Below are 23,320 nucleotides of genomic sequence, written 5' to 3'. Positions count from 1 at the left end.
TGGGTCCGCAGCGAGCTTAAGTAAGCCTCATGGATCAAGGGGACGACTGCGAAAGACAAACGGCGAATGCGGAGCTGTCGATCCGCATCGCCGCGGGCATCGGCGCCTTTACCAGCGCTGAATGGGACAGCCTCGGCGGCACTACACGCGGCGATGCAGAATACGGCTACAACCCGCTTGTTTCATTCGCTTTTTTGAGCGCGCTGGAAGATTCCGGCTGCGCTGTTCGGCGCACCGGCTGGCAGGGCCATCACCTCAGGCTGGAAACCGCGCGAGGCAAGCTGCTCGGGGCGGTCCCCTGCTATCTGAAGTCGCACAGCCAGGGCGAATATGTCTTCGACCATGGCTGGTCGGACGCGTTCGAACGCGCCGGCGGGCGCTACTATCCGAAGCTGCAATGCGCGGTGCCGTTCACACCCGTCACCGGCCCTCGCCTGCTGGTCGGCAGGGGCGAGGACAGCCCCACCGTCAAGGCCGGTCTTGCGGCCGGCCTGAAGGCGGTGACGGATAAGCTCGGCGTGTCTTCCGCGCATGTTACTTTCGCGCCGGAGGATGACGTCCAGATATTGGCGGCGGCCGGCTTCCTTCATCGCACCGACCAGCAGTTTCACTTCTTCAACGAAGGCTTTTCGAGCTACGACGATTTTCTCGCAACGTTAGCCTCGCGCAAGCGCAAGGCAATGAAGAAAGAGCGGCGCGAGGCCCTCGCCGACGGTATCTCGATCGACTGGCTGACCGGCAAGGATCTGACCGAAAAGGCCTGGGACGACTTTTTCGCGTTCTACATGGATACCGGCAGCAGGAAATGGGGCCGGCCCTACCTCAACCGCGATTTCTTCTCGCTGATCGGCGAACGCATGGCCGACGACATCCTGCTGGTCATGGCCAAACGCAACGGGCGCTACATTGCAGGTGCCATCAACTTCATCGGTTCAGACGCGCTCTACGGCCGCAATTGGGGCTGCATCGAGGACCACCCGTTCCTGCATTTCGAGGTCTGCTACCATCAGGCGATCGATTTCGCCATCTCGCGCAAGCTGAAGGTGGTTGAAGCCGGTGCGCAGGGCGAGCACAAGCTGGCGCGCGGCTACCGGCCCGTGACGATGCATTCGGCGCACTACATCGCCCATCCAGGTCTGCGCAATGCAGTGGCCGACTACCTCCAACGCGAGCGGCGCGAAGTCGAGCGGATGAGCGAATATCTGGAAGAGCACACCCCGTTCCGCAAGGACATGGCGGAGTAGAGTAGCGAGCCCCAATCGCTCAGCCGAGCGGGCCGGCACGGCCGATGTCGACCGATCGTCTTGCCCGCCCGGAACAGCTTCGCTACACGAGACAGCGAGCCAAGAACCGGAGCGCGCGCCATGGCCGAAGCAACCTATGACAGCAGCAACATCTTCGCCAAAATCCTGCGCGGAGAAATCCCTTCGCACCGCGTCTACGAGGATGACGCGGTCATTGTCTTCATGGATGTGATGCCGCAAGGACAGGGTCACACGCTGGTGGTGCCGAAAGCGCCGTCGCGCAACCTGCTTGACGCGGATCCGGCGGTGCTTGGCCCGCTCTTCGCTCACGTCCAGAAAGTTGCGCGGGCCGTAAAGAAGGCCTTCGATGCCGATGGCGTCACGGTTATGCAGTTCAACGAACCAGCTTCGGGGCAGACTATCTTTCACCTTCACGTCCATGTCATTCCGCGCTTCGAGGGCATTCCCCTGAAACCGCACAGCGGACAGATGGAAAAGCCTGAAGTCCTGGCCGAAAACGCCGGCAAGATACGGATGGCGCTGGCAAGCTGAACCGGTGCAAACCGCTCCGGCGGGCGCCGGGTGCTTAACCGGAAGGTGTCACAAAAAAAGCCCCGTTTCCGGGGCTTTTTTACTGGCTGGTTCGTCAGTTCTTACGCGGCAGTTGCGGCACAAGGCTGCGCTTGCCGCCGTCCTTACCTTTGGGCTCCGGCTTCTGCGCCACCGCCTTTTTCGCGGCGGGCTTCTTCGCCACCGCCTTCTTGGCCTTCGGCACGTCGTCCGGCTCTTCCTTCTTCGGCTTCACCGGCGCCTCGTCGGCGAGCGATTCGAGCTTCAGGCCGGTCTCGCCGGTTTCCTTCTTCTCGACGGTGACACGCACCGTGCCGCCCTTCTTGAGCTTGCCGAACAGCACCTCGTCGGCCAGCGGCTTCTTGATGTGCTCCTGGATGACACGGCCAAGCGGCCGGGCGCCCATGCGCTCGTCGTAGCCCTTATCGGCAAGCCATGCGATTGCATCCTGCGACAAGTCGAAGGTCACGCCACGCTCGGAAAGCTGTGCTTCCAGCTGCATGACGAACTTCTGCACCACCTGATGGATGACCGGCACCGGCAGCGAGCCGAACGGAATGATCGCATCGAGACGGTTGCGGAACTCCGGCGTGAACAGCCGGTTGATCGCCTCGACATCGTCGCCTTCGCGCTTGGTCGAACCGAAACCGATGGCCGCGCGCTGCGCGTCGGACGCGCCCGCATTGGTGGTCATGATCAGGATGACATTGCGGAAGTCGATCTGCTTGCCGTTGTGGTCGGTCAGCTTGCCGTGATCCATGACCTGCAACAGGATGTTGAACAGATCCGGATGCGCCTTCTCGACTTCGTCCAGCAACAGCACGCAATGCGGATGCTGGTCGACGCCGTCGGTCAGAAGGCCGCCCTGGTCGAAGCCGACATAGCCGGGAGGGGCACCGATCAGCCGTGAAACGGTGTGGCGTTCCATATATTCCGACATGTCGAAGCGGATCAGCTCCACGCCGAGCGAGGCGGCGAGCTGCTTGGCCACTTCCGTCTTGCCGACACCGGTCGGACCCGAGAACAGGTACGAGCCGATCGGCTTTTCCGGTTCGCGCAGGCCGGCCCGCGCCAGCTTGATGGCCGAGGTCAGCGCGGTGATCGCGGTGTCCTGGCCGTAAACGACGCGCTTCAACTCGATGTCGAGGCCTTGCAGTACCTTCTCGTCGTCGGCGGAAACTGTCTTCGGCGGGATGCGCGCCATCGTGGCGATCGTCGCTTCGATCTCCTTGATGCCGATGGTCTTCTTGCGCTTGGCTTCCGGCACCAGCATCTGCGAGGCGCCGGTCTCGTCGATCACGTCGATCGCCTTGTCCGGCAGCTTGCGGTCGTTGATGTAACGCGCCGAGAGTTCGACCGAAGCCTTGATCGCCTCGCTCGTGTAGCGGACCTTGTGGAACTCCTCGAAATAGGGCTTGAGGCCCTTCATGATCTCGATGGCGTCCTCGACGGTCGGCTCGTTGACGTCGATCTTCTGGAAGCGCCGCACCAGCGCGCGGTCCTTCTCGAAGAACTGACGGAACTCCTTGTAGGTGGTCGAGCCGATGCAGCGGATGGCGCCCGAAGACAGCGCCGGCTTCAACAGGTTCGACGCATCCATGGCGCCGCCGGAGGTGGCCCCTGCCCCGATCACGGTGTGGATCTCATCAATGAACAGCACGGCGCCGGGATAGTCCTCGAGCTCCTTGACGACCTGCTTCAGTCGCTCCTCGAAATCGCCGCGATAACGGGTGCCGGCCAGCAGCGTGCCCATGTCGAGCGCGAAGATGGTGGCATTGTGCAGCACTTCGGGAACGTCGCCCTCGACGATGCGCTTGGCGAGGCCTTCGGCGATCGCCGTCTTGCCGACGCCGGGATCACCGACATAGAGCGGGTTGTTCTTGGAGCGGCGGCACAGCACCTGGATGGTCCGGTTGATCTCGCTCTCGCGACCGATCAATGGATCGATCTTGCCGGCCTTGGCCTTGTTGTTCAGGTTGACGCAATAGGCAGTCAGCGCGTCCTGCTGCTGCTTCTTCTTGCCGCCTTCCTCTTGCGGCTCGGCCCCGCTCTGGCTGCCTTGCTCGTCGTCGGCGCCGCGCGGCGTCCGCGTCTCGGAAGCGCCGGGGCGCTTGGCGATGCCATGCGAGATGTAGTTGACCGCGTCGTAGCGGGTCATCTGCTGTTCCTGCAGGAAGTAAGCGGCGTGGCTCTCGCGCTCAGCGAAGATGGCAACGAGCACGTTGGCGCCGGACACCTCCTCGCGGCCTGACGACTGCACATGGATCACCGCGCGCTGGATGACGCGCTGGAAACCGGCAGTCGGCTTGGAATCTTCATCGTAGCCGGTGACGAGGTTGTCGAGCTCGGTGTCGATATAGGTGAGGACCGTATGCTTCAACTCGTCGAGATCGACGTTGCAGGCACGCATGACGGCCGCCGCCTCGGTGTCGTCGATCAGGGCGAGCAGCAAATGTTCAAGGGTTGCATATTCATGGTGCCGCTCATTGGCGAGCGTCAGCGCTTGGTGAAGCGCCTTTTCCAGGCCTTGGGAGAAAGCCGGCATGTTACCTCACTTCTTCTCCATCACGCATTGCAGCGGATGCTGATTCTGTCGGGCGAAATCCATGACCTGAGCCACTTTGGTCTCGGCCACCTCGAATGTATAGACCCCGCACTCGCCCACCCCATGATTGTGAACATGAAGCATTATGCGTGTGGCGGCTTCGCGGTCCTTCTGGAAAAAGCGCTCCAGCACGTGGACCACGAATTCCATGGGTGTGTAGTCGTCGTTAAGAATGAGGACCCGATACAGACTGGGCTTCTTGGTTTTGGTTTTTGTGCGCGTGATGACGGCCGTGCCGCGACCGGCCTCATTGCCGTTGCTGCCGTTCTGCATTCGCACCACGTAGCTCGTGGCAGTCAAACCTGTAGTCACGTAGTCCTGCCTCTTTCGAATCCTCATGCATGCTCGACATGTAGGTGTTCGATGGACGATTTTAAGCCCTTCTGTTTAGCTGACAATATGGCTAGGTGGCCAAACTTGACCGATTTTTCAAATCGTGAAGACCGCAGGCCCCCGATTTCGAGCTGGCGTGAAAAAACCCGGCCGCGCGTTCGCGACCGGGTCTGTCTTTGCGAGCCCAGGGGCCGGCTCGGAATGTTCGTCGAATTTACTTCGCCTTGGCGACGATCGATTCGAACGGCTTGTAGGCTTCCTTGGCGAGTTCGGCATAGAGATCGCCAAGCTTGGTGGCTTCGGTGACGAAGCTCTCATAGGACTGCTTGGCATAGTCGGACTGGATATCGATCGCCTTGTCCAGCGACTTGGCGGAAAAGAGCTTCTCGACAGCGGCGCTCCCGGCTTCGAAGCTTTTCTTGGTGTACTCGCCCGCCTCGGCGGCGATAGCCTGCGCACCCTTGGACAGCGAGGCGAAGCTCTTCAATCCGGTGTCCGCAAATTCCTTGCCGTATTTGCTGAAATCTTCATAGGTCTGGGTCATTTCACGCATTCCCTTGAACGGTTGCCTTGGACGATAGACGCGGCTTGTCCGGGCCGCGTTGTGCAATGCGTGTAAATATATTGTGCAGTGCACAAAAGTCAAGATTCCCGCGGCAATGCGGATCGTGAGCTGCCGGCAATCGCTAAGATTCGAATAAAGAGAAGCTCAATCCCACAGAAAATGGTGAACGCGGCGGTTACCATAAACGGATTGGTAACGCTGCCCGCGTTAGCGTGGCCGGAGGTGAGGCAGGACCCTTTGCCGCCTCCAAGGCAACGGAAATTCAAAGGAACTATCAGTGCGTAAGGCGTTGTCGGGCTTCGTTTCCAAATCCGCGTCCCCCCTCAAAACGATCATGATCCTCGCTATGGCGATGAGCTTCGTCGTCGCGGACGCGGCCTCATCCATGGCGGCCAAGTCGGCGGCCATCGTCATCGATGCCAAGACCGGCAAGGTGCTTTATTCGTCGGATGCCGATGGCCGGCGCTATCCGGCTTCGCTTACCAAGATGATGACGCTCTATCTGACGTTCGAGGCGTTGGCGAAGGGCAGGATCAGCAAGAATTCCCCGGTCGTGTTCTCGGCCAATGCCGCTGCCGAACCGCCGACGAAGCTCGGCGTCAAGCGGGGCGGCTCGGTCACGGTCGAGACCGCGATCCTGTCGATGGTGACCAAATCGGCAAACGATTCCGCAACAGCGCTTGGCGAGATGCTCGGCGGCAACGAAGCCAATTTCGCCCGCATGATGACCGCCAAGGCGCGGGCGCTGGGCATGAGGGGAACCGTTTTCCGCAACGCCAACGGCTTGCCTGATCCCGGCCAGTTCACGACCGCGCGCGACATGGCGATGCTCGGCATCGCCCTGAGAGAGCATTTCCCGCAATACTACGGCTATTTCTCGCAGCGCTCCTTTCTTTACGGGCGGCAGCGCATCAACGGCCACAATCGTCTGCTCGGACGCATCAAGGGCGTCGACGGCATCAAGACCGGTTACACCCGCGCCTCCGGTTACAATCTGGTCTCCTCGGTCTCGGATGGCGATCGGCGCATCGTAGCGGTGGTCATGGGCGGCAGGTCCGGCGGCAGCCGCGACAGCCAGATGGCCGGGTTGATCAATGCCTACATGCCGCAGGCGTCGTCGCGCGGCGGCGGCGTGCTGATTGCCAAGGCCGGCGGCGGCAATCCGATTTCAGCCTTGGCCAAGGTGCTTCTGCCGAAGCATGACGCGCCGACACCGGACAGAAAGCCGGACGACGATGCCGTTGCCTCTCTTGTCGAGGAAAATGCGCCCGTCGTTGAAGAGACCGCTCCGGTCGTTCAGGCCAAGAGGGTCAAGACGACGGCTGTGTCGACGGTGGACGACGTGGCGACAGCCCGGGTCGCCGCAGCCTATGCCGAACCGGCGGCAGAGGTCGATCCTGTCAGCACGGCGTCGGTGCCATCCGGCTGGGCAATACAGGTCGCCTCTTCGCCAAAACAGGCCGAAGCGAAGGCTTTCCTCGACAAGGCGACGAAGCAGGCGCCCTCCGTTCTGACCGATGCCTCCGGTTTCACCGTCGCCTTCGACAAGGACGGTGTCACCTACTACCGCGCCCGGTTCGGTGGTTTCGGTTCGAAGACGGCTGCCTGGAAAGCCTGCAACGCTTTGAAAAAGAAGAAGATCGAGTGCTACGCCGTCCAGCAGTAAGCGGCGCGCGAAACGATATCTTTCCCGAAGTTCTGCGTCGAAGGAGACTAGTTGTGATTGGAGAGCAAGACGTCCTTGGCTTCATTGATCCGCGCCGCCAGGAAAGACGTGCCACCGATATCGGGGTGCAGGCGCTGCATCAGGCGGCGGTGCGCCTTGCGGACATCCGCCGCGGCAGCCCCCGCTTCAAGACCAAGGATCTTGTAGGCCTCCTCCTTAGTCATGGCGCCAGAACCTGGCGCAACACCCAGCCCTTCGCCACCATTCGCATCAGCGTCTTTGCGCCAGATGGGAAATCTGCCGTCAAGATACGTCTCTAGCAATTGGCGGCTCTCCGGATCGCCGGAGAGTTCGCGATAGAGTTGCTGCAATTCGGCAAGCCCCATCGAGCCAAGCATCTTGCCTTCATGGCGCCCAGCCAGCACAAGGCCTTCGAGGCCGCCGGTATCGTGATCGAGTTCCATCTCAAGCGCCGCCGTACGAACTGTCGAACGCTTGCCTGCCGCCAGTTTGGCTGCCGGCCGATTCATGCGCATGGAGCCGTACCAGGCGAGCGCAGCCGACAGAATCAAGCCCCCGATGCCCTCGCGCCCGACCAGCAGCACGGCGACGCCGACCAGCCCGAGCAGCACAGGTCCAAGCGTCCTCATGCCGCCTGCAAGCTTCGCCGGATCGGCGCGCAGGAAGATGGTGAGCATACCGAGAAACACCAGAAGCAATGCTACAAAAGCGATAATCGCGCCCATCAGTTTCCGCCGCCCCGCAGATGCTCGATCATCAGCCGGTCCTCCGGCCTGCCCCGGGCCTCCAGTGCCTTCAGCCCGCCGGTCGCAAACACGGCGACGGACGAAAGCAGGCCGGCCAACGTCGCGGCGGCCCGCCGATCGAACCGGAACCAGGCCCCTTTCGACAGCCGCGCAATTTCCTTGAACGCCTTTTCCGCGGCGGCATCATGGCCCTCCTGAAAGACGAAGACAGGAACGCCGTGCAGACCGAGGCTGCCGGCCTTTTCGGCCAGATCATCAATGTTTTCTTCCATCGCGTCGCCGATATAGACCAGCGCGTTGACCTTGGCCGCCGCCGTCTGTTTCAGCGCATGGGCGAGCACCTTGCCGATTTGGGTATGGCCGCTGCGGCAGTCGATGCGCGTCATCAGCTGTTTCAGAGCTTCGGTATCGGTGACGAATGCGGACGAGCGGCACTCGCCAAGGCCGCGAAAATAGACAAGTTGAACCTTGAGCGCCCCGGCCTTGCCGACGGCGTCGAACATCTCGGCCTGCAGCGCACAGGCGAGATCCCAGGTCGGCTGGCGGCTCATCGTCGCGTCGAGGGACAGGATCAGCCTACCTGAACCGGTAGCGGATGCAGCGAGCGTCCTTGCCTGACGGAGAAACGCGTCGATCTCGCCGGTGCTCGATTGAGACTCGACCGGCGCAGGATTGGCCTTTGCAGACACGGGCTGCTTCTTGTCGCTCATGACATTCAAGATGTGGCGTTGTTCCCCGGCTTGCAAGCCCAGATGAGGCGACCTGGAGGACCTGTGATGATGGCACCTGCGGACGACGCTTCGGCTGGTGGTCCTGGCGTTGCGTTTCTTGGCGTCAGAGCAGGCCGAGATCGGCAAGCTCACGCCTGAGCTTCGGCGGCATCTCGATCAGCCCGGCTTTGCCCTTGCCGAGATCGGCCGGCGCGTCCGCCTGCTTCAGGTAGCGCCACCCCTGGAATGCACGGCGCGGTTGCCAGTCAGTGCGCACGACCTCGGGATCGAGGATCAGATGGCAACGGCCGATGCCCTCGTCATCGGTGAAGGGCCGGATTTCGGTGATCAACTGGCGGCATTGGACATTGCCCTTGATCACCCAGTAGAGCGAGCCGCCGTCGGCAATCTCGGCGCCACGCGTCGGCACCATGCGGGTGGTGTGGTAGTGCTCGGCCGGTTCGCCGGCGCGGCGCCGCTCGTCGAGACGGAAGGCAATCCACTCTTCCAGATCCTCGACGCTGTCACAGCCGACGCAAAGCTTTATGAGATTGAGAGACATCGTTTAAGGTTTTAGTCCAGCACGCGAACGCGTCAACGGCCTGATCGACTTCTCCACAGTGGTGGTCCATGCCGCCAGATTGGCGCTCAGCACTCCACGACATTGACGGCCAATCCGCCAAGGCTGGTTTCCTTGTACTTTTCGTTCATGTCGAGGCCGGTCTGGCGCATCGTCTCGATCGCGGCATCGAGCGGCACGAAATGAACGCCGTCGCCCTTGATGGCCAGCGAAGCGGCGGTCACCGCCTTGACGGCACCAAGCGCGTTGCGCTCGATACACGGCACCTGCACCAGGCCGCCGACCGGATCGCAGGTCATGCCGAGATGATGTTCCAGCGCGATCTCGGCAGCATTCTCGACCTGCTCGGGCGTGCCGCCCATGACGGCGCACAATCCCGCCGCAGCCATTGCCGAAGCCGAACCGACCTCGCCTTGGCAGCCGACTTCCGCCCCCGAGATCGAAGCATTGGTTTTGATGATGCCGCCGACGGCCGCCGCCGTCAGCAGGAAATCGCGGATGCTGGGCTGGTCGGCTTCGGGATGGAAATGCAACCAGTAGCGCAGCACTGCGGGCAGAGTGCCGGCCGCCCCATTGGTTGGCGCGGTGACGACACGGCCGCCGGCAGCGTTCTCCTCATTGACCGCCATCGCATAGATCGACAGCCAGTCGTTGGCGAGCAGCGGGTTAGGCCGGTTCTGCTGCCATTGCTCCTGCAGCTTGTCGTGCAGCATCCGGGCACGGCGGCGCACCTTGAGTCCGCCCGGCATGATGCCGTCTTGCGACAGGCCGCGCTCGATGCAGCCCTTCATGGCGCTCCAGATGCCGTCGAGGCCGGCGTCGAGCTCCCCGCGCGACATCTGTGTCTCCTCGTTGACGCGCTTCATCTCGGCAATGGAAAGCCCGCTTTTCGCTGCCATGGACAGCATTTCGACGGCGTTCTTGAACGGATACGGAACCTTCTTGCGTTCGGTTGTCGCCGAGCCCCTTGCTTTCATCCGCTGCAGTTCTTCCTCGGACACTACGAAGCCGCCGCCGATCGAATAATAGACGCGCCTCAGCAGCAACCGGTCGCCGGCATCATGGGCAGAGAAGGCCATGCCGTTGGCGTGACCCGGCAGCGGCGTCCTGCGATCCAGCACAAGATCCGTTGCCGGGTCGAAACGGTAGGACGGATGGCCGGGCGGCGAAATCCGCTTCTCGGCGGCGATGCGAGCGACGATGCCGTCTGCTAGGTCGGGATCCACAGTCTGCGGCGTCTGGCCGGCGAGGCCGAGCACCACGGCACGATCGGAGCCATGGCCGATGCCGGTATAGGCGAGCGAGCCATGCAGGCTGGCCGCGATCCGGTCGACCTTGGCGCCGGCCGGGCGCGGCCAGTCGTCTCCCGCAATCTCGTCGAGAAACCGCCGCGCGGCCGTCATCGGCCCCATCGTGTGCGAACTCGATGGGCCGATGCCGATCTTGAACAAGTCGAAAACCGAAAGGAACACGTGGGCGTTTTCTCCTGGGACCCTGTTGAGATCTACATATAGGAATTCCCATGATGTTTTCCGCTGTTTTAAGGACCGCCGCGCTGCGCCTGCCGACCTCGTTTGCTCCGGCAGCGACATTCCAGCTTCGGCCATCGAAGCGTCCCCTCCGCCTGTGGTAAAAGCAACGCATGAGCGATTCCTTTCATCTATCGATGGCCGACCTTGCGGCGCTGGGGTTCTTCCTTGCCGCGTGGGTGCTGCATACGCTCGCCGCCGACGGAATGCTGGTCAGCCGCATGTCGCTGACGAGGGCTATGAACGCGCAGCGCGAGGCCTGGATGCGGACCATGGCCGAACGCGAGATCCGCATCGTCGACACCGCTATCATGAGCGGGCTACAACAGGGGACCGCCTTCTTTGCCTCCAGTTCGCTGATTGCGATCGGCGGCTGTTTTGCCCTGCTCGGCGCCTCCGATCAGGTTCTGACCGTGCTCAGCGACCTGCCGTTTGGCGCCACGTCCTCACGCGCGGCCTTCCAGACGAAGGTGTTCGGGCTGGTGCTGATCCTGGCCTTTTCCTTCTTCAAGTTCGGCTGGGCTTACCGGCTGTTCAACTATTGCTCGATCCTGATCGGCGCCGTGCCGATTCCACATGGCGAGGCGTCGCGCAATCCGGTCACCGAAACGGCGGTGTGGCGTGCCGCGCGCATGAACATGCTGGCCGGAAAGCATTTCAATTCGGGCCTGCGCGGCGTGTTCTTCTCGATCGGCTATCTCGGTTGGTTCGTCGATCCCACCGTCTTCGTGCTATCGACGCTGCTGCTTCTGGCGGTACTGGTGCGCCGCCAGTTTTTCTCGGCGGCGCGGCAGGCGGTGCTCGGTCAGCCGCCCGGTCCGGGGAAAGGCCGATCGATGCGGCCCGACAGCCAATAGGCGGTGAGCCCTATCCATTCGCGGATCGCAACAGTGGTGACCTCCAGCCAGTCGCCGGGATAAGGCAAGGTGCCGATGCTTTCCTTGCCGGAAGTGCGATAGTCGACCGGCCACGGAACGGTCGAAAAGCCGGCTTTGTCGAACAGCGCCTTGGCGCGTGGCATATGGAAGGCCGAGGTCACCAGCAACCAGGTTTCGCCCGGTTTCGGCGTCACCAGTTCCCTGGTAAAGACAGCGTTCTCGTAGGTGCTGCGGGATTTGTTCTCGAGGATCAGCCGATCGGCCGCCACGCCGAAAGCGGCAAAAAGACGCGGCGCGGTATCTGCATCGCCTTCGCCGCCGCGGAACGTTTCGATGCTGCCACCGGAGATAACGACTTTCGCTGTCGGAAAGCGCCGCGCCAGCACGACCGCCTCGACCATCCGGTCGCCGCTGGAGTTCATTTCATAGCCGCCACGCACCAGATTGACGGCGCCATCCAGACTGCCGCCAAGCACTATGATACCGTCAACCTTTTCCGGCAGCGGCGGCCTGGGGAAGCGTTCCTCCAGCCGATTGAGCATCATGGGGCCGAGCGGGCTCCATGTCGAAACCGCCAGAATGAGGAAGGCAAGAGCGCTGCCGGCGGTCGCCAACCGTCGCCGCCCGAACATCGCCGCGACCAGCCCCGCCAGCAGCAGGAAGATCGCGAGATTCAACGGCTCGACGAAGAACCCGAGAACCTTGGAGACATAGAAGAACATCCCTCACCCCCCTCAGATGAGAAACGATCTTACCACCATTTTTCCGGCTGAAATGTGCCGGCCGCCTTTTCGATGACATGGGCGGTCTGGAACAGCGTTTCCTCGTCGAAGGGCCGGCCGATCAGCTGCAGGCCGAGCGGCAGCCCCTTGGCGTCGAGCCCGGCCGGAACCGCTATGCCGGGCAGGCCGGCCATGTTCACCGTCACCGTAAAGATGTCGTTGAGATACATCTTGACCGGGTCGGCGGCCATTTCCTCGTCGGCGATGCCGAAGGCGGCGGAAGGCGTTGCCGGCGTCAGGATGACGTCGACGCCTGCGGCAAACACATTTTCGAAGTCACGCTTGATCAGGGTTCGAACCTTCTGCGCCTGTAGATAGTAGGCATCGTAGTAGCCGGCGGAAAGCACATAGGTGCCGATCATGATACGGCGCTTGACCTCCCGCCCGAAGCCGGCGGCGCGGGTCTTTTCATACATATCGACAATGTCCTTGCCGGGCACGCGCAAGCCATAGCGGACGCCGTCGTAACGGGCGAGGTTGGACGAGGCTTCGGCCGGCGCCACGATGTAATAGGCCGGCAGCGCATATTTGGTGTGCGGCAGCGAGATATCGACGATCTCGGCACCAGCATCCCGCAGCCAGGCAATGCCTTTCTGCCACAGCGCCTCAATCTCCGCGGGCATGTCGTCGACACGATATTCCTTGGGAATGCCGACCTTCATGCCCCTGATCGGGCGGCCGATCGCCGCCTCGTAGTCCGGCACCGGCAGGTCGACGGACGTCGTGTCCTTCGGGTCGACCGAAGCCATCGACTTCAACAGGATCGCGGCATCGCGCACGTCGCGCGCGATCGGCCCGGCCTGGTCGAGCGACGAGGCGAAGGCTACGATCCCCCAGCGCGAGCAGCGGCCATAGGTCGGCTTGATGCCGACTGTGCCAGTGAAGGCGGCGGGCTGGCGGATCGAGCCGCCGGTGTCGGTGGCGGTGGCGCCAGCGCACAGGAAGGCCGAGACCGCTGATGCCGAGCCTCCGGACGAACCGCCCGGCACCAGTTGGGCATTGTCCAACGTGCGCGCGGTCCTGGTGCCGCCCGCCGAAACGAAGCCGCCCTCGCCCTGATGTGTCGTCGGCATCACCACCGTGTCGAGGCGCGAACGCCGCCACGGGTTGATGACCGGCCCATAATACGAGGTCTCGTTGGACGAGCCCATGGCGAACTCGTCCATGTTGAGCTTGCCGAGCATGACGGCACCATCCGCCCACAGATTGGCGGTGACCGTCGATTCGTAGCGCGGCTTGAAGCCGTCCAGCACATGGCTGCAGGCCTGGGTGTGGACGCCTTCGGTGCCGAACAAATCCTTGATGCCGAGCGGGATACCCTCGAGCGACCCGCCCTCGCCCTTGGCCAGTTTCGCGTCGGAGGTCTTGGCCATGTCGCGCGCCTTGTCGTCGGTGACCACCACGTAGGCATTGAGCGCCGGATTGGCTCGCTCGACCGCCGATAGATAAGCCTCGGTGATTTCGGTGGCGGTGATCTCCCTGGAGCGCAATTTGGCGCGGGCCTGCGAAATCGTCAGCTGGGTAAGGTCGCTCATCAGGCAAGGCTCTTTTCGTAAAACACCGACCACTCGGAATCGGGATAATTCAGCACCGGCCCGCAACGCGAAAAACCGGCGCGTTCGTAGACGGTCCAGGCGGCGGGATGACGGGCGCCCGTCTCCAGCACCAGACGCTTAAGCCCTTCTTGGCGCGCCAGCGCCTCGATACGCTCGACAATCTTCGCGCCGATCTTGTGGCCGCGATGCGAAGGTCGCGTATACATGCGCTTGATCTCGCCGACGACAGCATCGTGGCGCTTCAGTGCGCCGCAACCGATGGCAAGGCCGTTGTCGCGGGCGATGAAGACGGTCGTGTCGCGGTCCGCCATCTGCTCGACCGTCAAATGGTAGCAATGCTCCGGCGGCGTCAGCTCCAGCAATGTGGCGTTGAGCTCCTCGACCAGCCCACGCACATCGTCCTGCAGCGGCGTCTCAGCCGCGATGTCGATTGCCATCGGCCTGCTACTCCACGACCTTCGGCACAAGGAAGAAATTCTCTTCGGTCGCCGGTGCATTGGCGACGATGTCGGCTGCCTTGCCGCCGTCGGTGACGACGTCCTGGCGCTTTTTCATTGCCATCGGCGTGACTGAGGTCATCGGCTCGACGCCGGAAACATCGACCTCGTTCAACTGCTCGACAAAGCCCAAAATGGCGTTCAATTCGCCGGTCATGCGCTCTGCATCCTCCTCGCTCACCGCAATACGGGCAAGATGCGCGACGCGCTTCACGGTTTTTATATCAACGGACATGTTTGTGCCTCGGGGAAAACCAGCGCTATAGCGGCGCGGCGCGTGCCGCGCAACATGCATCGTGCCTTCAACTGCCCTATGGCATCGCCACGCCGTCGCAGAGGAAATAACTGCCGCCGTTGCCGCTCTGCTCGCCTTCGTCGGCGGCAGGCCGAACCGATACCAGGTCGATCTGCTTCGGGCTCATCTGTGTCAGTGAGAGAACATCGGGAAAGACGTAGCCCGGCTCCTGGCATATGGCGGTCACCGCCCAGCTTGGTGAGCGTGTCGCTTTGGTGATCTGCAGGAATTCACAATTATATTCGATGCTTTCCAGGCCATTTGCCGACAGCACGATATTGCCGCCCTCGATCACCATCTGCAGCGTATCCTTTTTGGCCTGCGCGCAGAGGTCCTCCGATTGCAGATAGACGCCCTCGATGAAATTTTCCGCGGCCAGCGTCGGCGACGCGGCAACCAGCATGGAAATGCAAAGAGAATTTCTCAAGCGCATCGTATCGTTCCGGACCGGCTTTCTTTACAGCGTAATCGTCTCGCCGATCTTCGGCAACGCAACTTTCACACCCGATTCATCCAGCCCGGCCACGAATTTGTCGGCGGTCTGATCGATCATCGGAAATGTGCCGAAGTGAGCGGGAACGACCGTCTCGAACTTGAAGAAACGCTGGCAGGCAAGGGCTGCTACCGCGCCACCCATGGTGAAGCGGTCGCCGATCGGCACGATGCCGATCTTCGGTTCGTGCAACTCGTTGATCAGCGCCATGTCGGAAAAAATGTCGGTGTCGCCCATATGATAAAGCGTCTTGTCCTCGGGAAAGTGCAGGACGAGCCCACCCGGATTGCCGAGATAGGTATTCTGGCCACCCTCGCCCGGAAAGGACGATGAATGCAGAGCCTGAACGAAGGTGGTGGTGAAGCCGCCGCAATCGACGGTGCCGCCGATATTGCCGGGATTGATCTGCTTGTCACCGACGCCCTTGCCGACCAGGTACATGCAAATCTCGAAATTGGCGACCAGCATCGCGCCGCTCTTCTTGAGCACTTCGATGGCGCCGCTGATGTGGTCGCTGTGGCCATGGGTGAGCAACACGTGCGTGATCCCTTCGGCCGGCCCTTCCCAGCCGCCCGTCCATGATGGATTGCCGACCAGATAGGGGTCGATGAGGATTTTCGCGCCTTCGATTTCAATTCGGAATGCCGAATGTCCGTACCAGGTCAGTTTCATCAATGCTTTCCTCGATTTTTGCTTCGGTAGAGGATAGAACGCCGACGGCGAAATTAAAGTGCCACGCACGCTTTGCGCGTATAGGACGTGCGGCGTCGCGGTCAAAGGAAAAGCCGTTGGGCATCATCACCATCGAGGAGTTGCCGGCCCGGCTCGGCGGCGGCAAGACCCTGGCCGGTCTCGACCTCGGCGACAAGACAATCGGCATGGCGGTTTCCGACCGCGGCTTGTCGTTCGCCCACCCGCGCCCTGTCATCATGCGCAGGAAATTCTCGCTCGATGCCGCAGTGCTGCTCGCTCTGCTACAGAAGGAAAATGCCGGCGCCGTGGTGATCGGCCTCCCCATCAACATGGACGGCTCCGAAGGCCCGCGCGCCCAAAAATCCCGCGCTTTCGTGCGCAACATGGCTGGATTGACCGATCTGCCCTTCCTCTTTTGGGACGAACGGCTGTCGACGGTGGCGGCCGAGCGGACGCTGATCGAGATGGATTTTTCCCGCAAGAAACGCGCCGGCAAGATCGATTCTGCGGCGGCCGCTTTTATCCTCCAAGGTGTTCTCGACCGGCTTCAGGCGCTCGGCGTCGATGCCTGGTCGAAATAGCGGTTGCGCATCGCCGTGATCCAGCCACCAATCGCCTTGCGGCGGCGAAATGCCCAGAACGCCACCAGCAGCAGCCCATCGAACACGCAAGCTTTCGCCACCATGCCCGGAATAAGCGCCGGATCAACGCCGAGCATCTGTCCATAGAGCTGGAAGACGAGATCGTGTAATTGGCGGCTCAGGATGACATAGCCGAAATTGATGTCGTTGAGCGACAGAAAGAACCAGCCCCAAAACAAGAGGAGCGGAGCCGCCCACAGCGCGAACAAGGTGCGCATCAGCGGTCATCCCTCGAATCCAGCCGGCCGGAAATGCGGGCAAGCGAGGAATTATGCGCCGCTGCCTTGGCCATGACATGCGCGGCCGCTCGGATTTCGCCGGTCCCTGGAACTGCCGCGGCAACGGTCGACCGCCGCTCCGCGAGCATCGCGACATAGGACGCCAGAAGTGCCGCCAATTGCACCGCGACAATCATGAACAGCCCATTGATGCCTTGCGCGGCGCCGCCGATGACGATCAGCGACAGCACGCCCAAGGCGGAAATGAAGGCGATTCGCATGACGCTGTCGGCGGGATCCGGGTTGGTCGTGTCGCTGGTCAGTGCTTCAACAAAGGCCCAGCAGAACAGCACCGCGACGACAAGCAGTGCCACGGCGAGCGGCGCCACGACGACGGCGTTTTCGAGATCGGCAAATCGAGTGTTCTGGACGGGAACGCCCAGTACGCCAAGGGCCGTCGCCACGCCTCGATTCCCGTCGATGCAAATGAACGCCAGCAGGGCGAAAACGGCCGCCCAATGCAATGCCAGAAAAGAGCTCAGAATATGCCGCATGACGCTCCTGCTTCGCAGGGCAAAGCCGCTCAAGCTGAACAATCCTTGCCTTAACCATAACACTGGGCTTTGCCACCGGCCGCCGCAATGGAAACCATTCGTTAAGGTTAACGGCCATCCACAGGGTCGCGAGAGCGGCAGCGAATTGGGCGACGGCCCTTAGTTGATCGGCGGGTAGAGCGTATCGATGATCATGCGCGCATCATGGCGGGAATCGATCATGCCATAGGTATTGCGCCACTGGCCGGCGAGGCGCGTTTCGACGAAGGCGTCGGCGATCCGCCCTGCCCCCAGCCTGCGAAGCTCTGCTGCCGCTGCCGACAATGCCAATTGCTCGGTCAAGAGCCGCGCCGAGCCCTCGTCGGTTGCAGCGACCTGCATTGCCGCCTTGAGCACGCCGACGGTGCCGCGTCCGCCGGCGCCGAGATCGCGGTCGATGCCGGCCAGCACGTCATCGAACAGGCCGGGTGCACGCCCCAGCACACGTAGCACGTCGAGCGCCATGACGTTGCCGGATCCCTCCCAGATCGCGTTGACCGGAGCTTCGCGATAGTAGCGGGCGAGCGGCCCCTCCTCGACATAGCCATTGCCGCCGAGGCACTCCATCGCTTCATAGAGCAGCGGCGGCGCAATCTTGCAGACCCAGTATTTGACGACCGGCGTCATGGCGCGGGCGAAGGCCGCCTCGCCGCGGTCGCCGGCCGCCTCGTCGAAGGAGCGCGCCAGCCGGAACGACAGCGCGGTAGCGGCGGCAACGTCGAGCGCCATATCGGCCAGCACACGCTGCATCAGCGGCTGCTCGATCAGATTGGTTCCAAACACCTTGCGGTGGCGCGTGTGGTGGACGGCCTCGGCCAGTCCGGCCCGCATGATCGCCGATGAGGCGACGGCACAGTCGAGCCGCGTCAGGGTCACCATGTCCATGATCGTCTTCACGCCCGCGCCGGGCTCGCCGACCATCTCGCCGATGGTATTGACGAATTCCACCTCCGACGAGGCATTGGATCGGTTGCCGAGCTTGTCCTTCAGCCGTTGAAAACGGAAGCCGTTGCCGGATCCGTCGCCGAGCAGGCGGGGAACGAGAAAGCACGACAGTCCCTCCGGCACCTGTCCGAGCACCAGGAAGGCATCCGACATCGGCGCCGACATGAACCATTTGTGGCCGGTCAGGCGATAAAACCCGCTGCCCGCGCGCTCGGCCCTGGTGACGTTGGCACGGACATCAGTGCCGCCTTGCTTCTCGGTCATGCCCATGCCGAGCGTCAGCCCGGCTTTTTCGACCGGAGGCTTTTGGCTTTGATCGTATTTGCGCGTCGTCACCCGAGGCGCCCATTCGCGAAACAGCTTCGGGCTGGCCATCAGCGCTGCCAGCGAAGCGCTGGTCATGGTGATCGGGCAGAGATGCCCGGTCTCGAGCTCAGCCGTGAGGTAAAAGCGTGCAGCGCGCACCTGGTGGCGGCGGCCGATCTCGGCGTCGCCATTCTCCCAGACCGACGAATGCAGCCCGTTGGCAACAGAGCGGCGCATGAGCGCGTGATAGGCGGGATGGAACTCGACCTGGTCGATGCGCCGGCCCTGGCGGTCATGGGTCCTGAGCTTCGGCATCTCGACATTGGCAAGACGGGCCAGTTCCTGCGCCTCATGGGTCAGAACGAAACGGCCAAGCCCGTCGAGGTCCTTGCGCACCGGATCGGAAAAGCGCTCGGCAAGCTGGATCAGCAACGGATCGCCCCGCCAGGCGTTACCGCCGGCCAGCGGCGGCGGCTGGTTGGTCACGTCGTCAGTCACGCTTCGTCCTTATCACCTGAAGGCTGCGAATCCAAAGCCAAGGCGGTTTATAGCCTATGGCCAGCGGCGCGCGACGAAAATACCGGGGAGAACCAATCCAATCCCAAGCCGGTGCTTGCAGCCGCGGAGCCTCCCCCCTATAGCAGCGACTTGAGATGACCGACGTATCGTCCCTGCCGCTTTATCCCCACCGCCATCTTCTGGGCATCCGCGATCTTTCCCCTGCCGACATCGAGCTTCTGCTCGACCGGGCGGACAGGGCCGTTGCCATCTCGCGGCAGTCGGACAAGAAGACATCGACGCTGCGCGGCCGCACCCAGATCAATCTCTTCTACGAAGCCTCGACCCGTACGCAATCGTCATTCGAGCTGGCCGGCAAACGGCTCGGCGCCGACGTCATGAACATGTCCGTAGCGAGTTCGTCGGTGAAAAAGGGCGAGACGCTGATCGATACGGCGATGACGCTGAATGCCATGCGTCCCGACATATTGATCATCCGCCATCAATCGGCCGGCGCGGCAGCACTTCTTGCCCAAAAAGTCGGCTGTTCGGTGGTCAATGCCGGCGACGGCGCCCATGAGCACCCTACCCAGGCGCTGCTCGACGCACTGACCATCCGCCGCGTCAAGGGTCCGTTGTCGAAGCTGATCGTGGCGATCTGCGGCGACATCCTGCATTCGCGCGTGGCCCGCTCCAACATCATCCTGCTCAACGCGCTTGGTGCCCAGGTCAGGGTCGTCGCCCCTTCGACGCTTTTGCCCGCCGGCATCGAGAAAATGGGCGTCGTCGTCACCCGTTCCATGGCCGAGGGTCTGAAGGACGCCGACGTGGTGATGATGCTGCGCCTGCAGCGCGAACGCATGGAAGGCGCTTTCGTACCGTCGGTGCGCGAATATTTCCGCTATTTCGGCCTCGACGCGGAGAAGCTGAAGGCGGCCAAGGACGGTGCGCTGGTCATGCATCCCGGCCCGATGAACCGCGGCGTCGAGATCGCCTCCGAGATCGCCGACGGCCCGCAAAGCGTTATCCAGGAACAGGTTGAGATGGGCGTCGCCGTGCGCATGGCGGTAATGGAAGCGCTGCTCGACCCCCGTCGAAACCACGAGGGCCGCGCCTGATGAGCATAACGGTCTTCAGCCGGGCCCACATCGTCGACCCGTCGCGCGGCATCGATGAGGTCGGCACCGTCATCGTCGAAGGCCGCAAAATCGTTGCCGCCGGCAAGGCGGCTTTGAACCAGGGCGCGCCCGAAGGCGCCACCATCATCGACTGCGCCGGCAAGACTATCATCCCTGGATTGATCGACGCGCGCGTCTTCATCGGCGAACCCGGCGGCGAACACCGGGAGACCATTGCTTCGGCGAGCATCGCTGCGGCGGCCGGCGGCGTCACCTCAATCGTCATGATGCCCGATACCGACCCGGTGATCGACAATGTCGCACTGGTCGAGTTCGTGCTGCGCACCGCCAAGGACACCGCAATCGTCAACATCTTGCCGGCAGCAGCGATCACCAAGGGGCTGGAAGGCCGCGAGATGACCGAATTCGGCCTGCTGCGCGAGGCCGGCGCGGTCGCCTTCACCGATGGCCGGCATTCGATTGCCAGCGCGCTGGTGATGCGCCGCGCGCTGACCTATGCGCGCGATTTCGGTGGCGTCATCGCGCATGAAACCCAAGACGCCGACCTCGCTTCGGCCGGCGTGATGAACGAAGGCCTTTACGCAAGCTGGCTTGGCCTTGCCGGCATTCCGCGCGAAGCCGAATCGATCCCCCTGGAGCGCGATCTCGCGTTGGCTCGGCTGACCGGCGGCGCCTATCACGCTGCCAAGATTTCGACGGCTATGGCGGCAAGCGCGGTAGCACGCGCGAAAGCCGATGGCGCCAATGTCACATCAGGCGTGTCGATCCACAATCTGTCGCTCAACGAGAATGATGTAGGCGAGTACCGCACCTTCTTCCGGCTGACGCCGCCGCTGCGCGCGGAGGAAGACCGGCTGGCGATGATCGAAGCGATCAAGGACGGCACCATCGATCTCATCGTCTCCTCGCACGACCCGCAGGACGTCGACACCAAGCGCCTTCCCTTTGCCGATGCCGCGGCCGGCGCCATCGGCCTGGAAACGCTGCTAGGCGCAGCGCTGCGGCTCTATCACAATGGCGACGTGACGCTGCTCCGGCTGGTCGAGACACTGTCGACCGCGCCGGCAAGATTGTTCGGCCTGCCCGGCGGCACGCTGAAACCGGGGGCATTGGCCGACCTTTCGCTCGTCGATCTGGACGAGCCATGGGTCGTCAGCGAGAGCGGCATCCGCTCACGCTCGAAAAACACCTGTTTCGAAGGCGCTCGACTGCAAGGCAAGGTCTTGCAAACGATGGTGGCGGGCCGCACAGTGTTTTCGGCCTAGGACGAAAACAGGCGTCACGGCTTAAAATCCGCTCAGCCAAGGAAAGTTCGGGGGAACAATGGCTTACAGTCCCGTCTTGGCATTGGTGTTCGGCTATCTTCTCGGCTCGATCCCGTTTGGCCTGCTGATCACCCGTGCCGCCGGCCTCGGCGACGTGCGCAACATCGGCTCCGGCAACATCGGCGCCACCAATGTGCTACGCACCGGCAACAAGAGCTTGGCCGCGGCCACGCTTCTGCTCGACGCCCTTAAAGGCACCGCGGCGGTGCTGATCGCAGGCCGCTTTGCGCCCGAGCTCGGACTTTGGGCCGGCTTCGGCGCGTTTTTAGGTCATCTCTTTCCGGTCTGGCTCGGCTTCAAGGGGGGCAAGGGTGTCGCCACTTACCTTGGCGTGCTGATCGGCCTTGCCTGGCAGGCGGCGCTGATCTTCGCCGTCGTCTGGCTGGCGGTGGCTTTCCTGTTCCGCTACTCCTCGCTCGCGGCGCTGACGGCAGCAGTTGTGGTGCCCATGGCACTGTATTTCCTGAGCACGCCGCAGATTGCCGGGCTTTTCGCGGCGATGAGCCTAATCGTCATCGTAAAGCACCGCGGCAACATTGCGCGGCTGCTTGCCGGCACCGAGGGTAAGATCGGGGCCAAGGAGTGAGCGAGCCCGACGCCGGGCCGCGCCTCAGCGACCGGCAGCGGCTGAGCTGGCTTCGTCTGATCCGCACGCCGAATGTCGGCCCGGCTTCCTTTCGCGACCTGATCAACCGGTTCGGTTCGGCCGAAGCAGCGCTATCGATGCTGCCCGAGCTGATGATTTCGGGTGGCGCCAAAAAAATCGTCCGCATCCCGTCCATTGCCGAGACCGAGGCGGAGCTGGAGACCGCCCGGCGGGCTGGCGCCCGCTTCGTCGGCATCGGCGAAGCGGATTATCCGCCGCTGATGAAAAGCATGGATCATCCGCCGCCGCTGCTCGCGGTCAGGGGCAATAGCGCGGTGTTCCGCTTGCCAGCGGTCGCCATCGTCGGCGCTCGCAACGCATCGCTGGCCGGCATCAAGATGGCGCGGATGCTGGCGGCGGATCTCGGCCGCGACGGTTATGGCATCGTCTCCGGCCTGGCGCGCGGCATCGATACGGCCGCGCACCATGGCAGCCTTGCGACTGGCACAATCGGCGTGCTCGCCGGCGGCCTCGATTTGCCCTACCCGCCCGAAAATGCCGGCCTGTGCGACGAGATCGCCGAGCGCGGCGGCGCCATCATTTCCGAAATGCCGTTTGGCTGGCAGCCGCGCGCACAGGATTTTCCGCGCCGCAACCGGCTCGTCGCCGGTGCTGCATTGGGATTGGTGGTGGTCGAGGCCGCACAGCGCTCCGGCTCGCTGATCAGCGCCCGGCTTGCCGGCGAGATGGGCCGGCTGGTCTTTGCCGTTCCCGGTTCGCCGCTCGATCCACGCGCCGCCGGCGCCAATGGCCTGCTCAAGGACGGCGCAAGCCTTGTCACCGAGGCCGCCGATATCACCAGTGCGATCGTCCCGCTGGTCGGCGCCTGGGCCCCAAGGACATCGCCGCTTGAGGAGCCGCCCGACTTTTCGGCAACGCCGCCGCCGCGCGAGGACGACCGCGACCGCGTCGTCGAGGCGCTCGGCCCGACGCCGGTAGCAGTCGACGAGATCATCCGCCACACCGGCCTGCATCCCGCCCAGGTGTTCATGGTGCTGCTGGAGCTCGACCTAGCCGGACGGCTCGAGCGCCATGCTGGCGGCAATGTCTCGCTGGTGTTTGGAAATTCTTGAAATTTCTGCCGAGCGCGATGGCACACATTAACTTGGAGATTGGACAGGCCACGTCTTTGCTAGCCGCCATCTTTGTCAGGCTTGGTTAGATAGTGTTGAAGAAGTCGGCGATGAAGCCGTGGATCCACTCGCACCGAAGCGTCTTGATTAAGGTCGACGCGACCTCCTCGCCT

At 62.8% G+C, this 23,320-nt stretch carries 25 protein-coding genes; 9 read left to right on the top strand and 16 right to left on the bottom strand.

Features of this window, described 5'->3' with window-relative positions; all coding sequences use genetic code 11:
- Window positions 1-29: 29 nt before the first annotated feature.
- Window positions 30-1,244: a GNAT family N-acetyltransferase gene (locus NKI97_RS05700; RefSeq protein WP_352705692.1), complete on the top strand. Its 1,215-nt coding sequence runs from the start codon at window positions 30-32 to the stop codon at window positions 1,242-1,244.
- Window positions 1,245-1,364: 120 nt separating this feature from the next.
- Window positions 1,365-1,796: an HIT family protein gene (locus NKI97_RS05695; protein ID WP_352502384.1), complete on the top strand. Its 432-nt coding sequence runs from the start codon at window positions 1,365-1,367 to the stop codon at window positions 1,794-1,796.
- A gap of 94 nt (window positions 1,797-1,890) precedes the next feature.
- On the opposite strand, the gene clpA is transcribed toward NKI97_RS05695, so the two are convergent.
- From clpA to NKI97_RS05680, 3 genes are all read right to left on the bottom strand, one after another.
- Window positions 1,891-4,359 carry an ATP-dependent Clp protease ATP-binding subunit ClpA gene (gene clpA / locus NKI97_RS05690; protein WP_023674922.1) on the bottom strand — a complete coding sequence of 823 codons (2,469 nt, stop codon included), beginning with the start codon at window positions 4,357-4,359 and terminating at the stop codon, window positions 1,891-1,893.
- 6 nt (window positions 4,360-4,365) lie between these two features.
- Window positions 4,366-4,692, bottom strand: a complete 327-nt coding sequence (clpS, locus tag NKI97_RS05685; protein WP_023674921.1) for an ATP-dependent Clp protease adapter ClpS — start codon at window positions 4,690-4,692, stop codon at window positions 4,366-4,368.
- A gap of 274 nt (window positions 4,693-4,966) precedes the next feature.
- The gene (locus NKI97_RS05680) at window positions 4,967-5,296 is read right to left on the bottom strand and encodes a phasin family protein (RefSeq protein ID WP_352471661.1); all 330 of its coding nucleotides are present in this window, start codon (window positions 5,294-5,296) and stop codon (window positions 4,967-4,969) included.
- Between the two features lie 298 nt (window positions 5,297-5,594).
- Between NKI97_RS05680 and NKI97_RS05675 the strand changes: the two genes are divergently transcribed.
- A complete protein-coding gene (locus NKI97_RS05675) occupies window positions 5,595-6,983 on the top strand; it encodes an SPOR domain-containing protein (RefSeq protein WP_352705694.1) in 1,389 nt (462 codons plus the stop codon).
- A gap of 47 nt (window positions 6,984-7,030) precedes the next feature.
- Here the strand turns inward: NKI97_RS05675 and NKI97_RS05670 are convergent, their stop codons facing one another.
- The 4 genes from NKI97_RS05670 to NKI97_RS05655 all read right to left on the bottom strand — a co-directional run bounded on the left by NKI97_RS05670 (window position 7,031) and on the right by NKI97_RS05655 (window position 10,512).
- A complete protein-coding gene (locus NKI97_RS05670; protein ID WP_352448805.1) occupies window positions 7,031-7,729 on the bottom strand; it encodes a DnaJ domain-containing protein in 699 nt (232 codons plus the stop codon).
- Window positions 7,729-8,460 (bottom strand): vWA domain-containing protein, encoded by a 732-nt coding sequence (locus NKI97_RS05665; RefSeq protein ID WP_352833037.1) that lies wholly within the window; start codon window positions 8,458-8,460, stop codon window positions 7,729-7,731. Before NKI97_RS05665 ends, NKI97_RS05670 begins: the two co-directional genes overlap by 1 nt.
- 124 nt (window positions 8,461-8,584) lie before the next feature.
- On the bottom strand, window positions 8,585-9,022 hold the full coding sequence (locus tag NKI97_RS05660; protein WP_352448803.1) for a DUF1489 family protein: 438 nt from the start codon (window positions 9,020-9,022) through the stop codon (window positions 8,585-8,587).
- Window positions 9,023-9,108: 86 nt separating this feature from the next.
- Window positions 9,109-10,512 (bottom strand): L-serine ammonia-lyase, encoded by a 1,404-nt coding sequence (locus NKI97_RS05655; RefSeq protein WP_352742679.1) that lies wholly within the window; start codon window positions 10,510-10,512, stop codon window positions 9,109-9,111.
- Between the two features lie 170 nt (window positions 10,513-10,682).
- Here NKI97_RS05655 and NKI97_RS05650 point away from each other — a divergent pair, with 170 nt between their 5' ends.
- On the top strand, window positions 10,683-11,426 hold the full coding sequence (locus tag NKI97_RS05650; RefSeq protein WP_352744112.1) for a DUF599 domain-containing protein: 744 nt from the start codon (window positions 10,683-10,685) through the stop codon (window positions 11,424-11,426).
- Here the strand turns inward: NKI97_RS05650 and NKI97_RS05645 are convergent.
- The 6 genes from NKI97_RS05645 to NKI97_RS05620 form a co-directional block, all read right to left on the bottom strand.
- Window positions 11,375-12,169, bottom strand: a complete 795-nt coding sequence (locus NKI97_RS05645; protein WP_352705699.1) for a YdcF family protein — start codon at window positions 12,167-12,169, stop codon at window positions 11,375-11,377. The two genes, NKI97_RS05650 and NKI97_RS05645, sit on opposite strands and share 52 nt — an antisense overlap.
- A 29-nt stretch (window positions 12,170-12,198) precedes the next feature.
- Complete coding sequence (locus NKI97_RS05640; protein ID WP_352744110.1) at window positions 12,199-13,764, bottom strand: amidase; 1,566 nt, start codon at window positions 13,762-13,764, stop codon at window positions 12,199-12,201.
- Window positions 13,764-14,222 (bottom strand): GNAT family N-acetyltransferase, encoded by a 459-nt coding sequence (locus tag NKI97_RS05635; RefSeq protein WP_352833032.1) that lies wholly within the window; start codon window positions 14,220-14,222, stop codon window positions 13,764-13,766. The genes NKI97_RS05640 and NKI97_RS05635 overlap by 1 nt, the downstream gene beginning before the upstream one ends.
- A gap of 7 nt (window positions 14,223-14,229) precedes the next feature.
- A complete protein-coding gene (gatC, locus tag NKI97_RS05630) occupies window positions 14,230-14,517 on the bottom strand; it encodes an Asp-tRNA(Asn)/Glu-tRNA(Gln) amidotransferase subunit GatC (RefSeq protein ID WP_023674910.1) in 288 nt (95 codons plus the stop codon).
- Window positions 14,518-14,593: 76 nt separating this feature from the next.
- Complete coding sequence (locus NKI97_RS05625) at window positions 14,594-15,010, bottom strand: hypothetical protein (RefSeq protein WP_352744106.1); 417 nt, start codon at window positions 15,008-15,010, stop codon at window positions 14,594-14,596.
- Window positions 15,011-15,034: 24 nt separating this feature from the next.
- Window positions 15,035-15,742, bottom strand: a complete 708-nt coding sequence (locus tag NKI97_RS05620) for a metal-dependent hydrolase (protein ID WP_352744105.1) — start codon at window positions 15,740-15,742, stop codon at window positions 15,035-15,037.
- A gap of 116 nt (window positions 15,743-15,858) precedes the next feature.
- Between NKI97_RS05620 and ruvX the strand changes: the two genes are divergently transcribed.
- Window positions 15,859-16,344: a Holliday junction resolvase RuvX gene (gene ruvX, locus NKI97_RS05615; protein ID WP_352448795.1), complete on the top strand. Its 486-nt coding sequence runs from the start codon at window positions 15,859-15,861 to the stop codon at window positions 16,342-16,344.
- Here the strand turns inward: ruvX and NKI97_RS05610 are convergent.
- The 3 genes from NKI97_RS05610 to NKI97_RS05600 all read right to left on the bottom strand — a co-directional run bounded on the left by NKI97_RS05610 (window position 16,311) and on the right by NKI97_RS05600 (window position 18,964).
- Entirely contained in the window at window positions 16,311-16,622 is a 312-nt protein-coding gene (locus NKI97_RS05610) for a DUF6105 family protein (RefSeq protein WP_352448794.1), read from the bottom strand. The two genes, ruvX and NKI97_RS05610, sit on opposite strands and share 34 nt — an antisense overlap.
- Window positions 16,622-17,176 carry a hypothetical protein gene (locus tag NKI97_RS05605; protein WP_352646491.1) on the bottom strand — a complete coding sequence of 185 codons (555 nt, stop codon included), beginning with the start codon at window positions 17,174-17,176 and terminating at the stop codon, window positions 16,622-16,624. The genes NKI97_RS05610 and NKI97_RS05605 overlap by 1 nt, the downstream gene beginning before the upstream one ends.
- A 159-nt stretch (window positions 17,177-17,335) precedes the next feature.
- Complete coding sequence (locus NKI97_RS05600) at window positions 17,336-18,964, bottom strand: DNA alkylation response protein (RefSeq protein ID WP_352448792.1); 1,629 nt, start codon at window positions 18,962-18,964, stop codon at window positions 17,336-17,338.
- A gap of 155 nt (window positions 18,965-19,119) precedes the next feature.
- On the opposite strand from NKI97_RS05600, the gene NKI97_RS05595 reads away from it, so the two are divergent.
- From NKI97_RS05595 to dprA, 4 genes are read left to right on the top strand one after another with little or no spacing between them, the layout of a single operon-like run.
- Entirely contained in the window at window positions 19,120-20,082 is a 963-nt protein-coding gene (locus NKI97_RS05595) for an aspartate carbamoyltransferase catalytic subunit (RefSeq protein WP_352742666.1), read from the top strand.
- Window positions 20,082-21,368, top strand: a complete 1,287-nt coding sequence (locus NKI97_RS05590; RefSeq protein ID WP_352742664.1) for a dihydroorotase — start codon at window positions 20,082-20,084, stop codon at window positions 21,366-21,368. The genes NKI97_RS05595 and NKI97_RS05590 overlap by 1 nt, the downstream gene beginning before the upstream one ends.
- 58 nt (window positions 21,369-21,426) lie before the next feature.
- Window positions 21,427-22,014 (top strand): glycerol-3-phosphate 1-O-acyltransferase PlsY, encoded by a 588-nt coding sequence (gene plsY, locus NKI97_RS05585; protein WP_352448789.1) that lies wholly within the window; start codon window positions 21,427-21,429, stop codon window positions 22,012-22,014.
- Window positions 22,011-23,147, top strand: coding sequence for a DNA-processing protein DprA (gene dprA / locus NKI97_RS05580; protein ID WP_352833028.1), 1,137 nt, complete (start codon window positions 22,011-22,013; stop codon window positions 23,145-23,147). Before plsY ends, dprA begins: the two co-directional genes overlap by 4 nt.
- Window positions 23,148-23,320: the final 173 nt, after the last annotated feature.

Source organism: Mesorhizobium sp. M0296, assembly GCF_040321675.1.
Lineage (GTDB): Bacteria > Pseudomonadota > Alphaproteobacteria > Rhizobiales > Rhizobiaceae > Mesorhizobium.
This window is presented reverse-complemented; position numbering and strand designations above follow the sequence as displayed.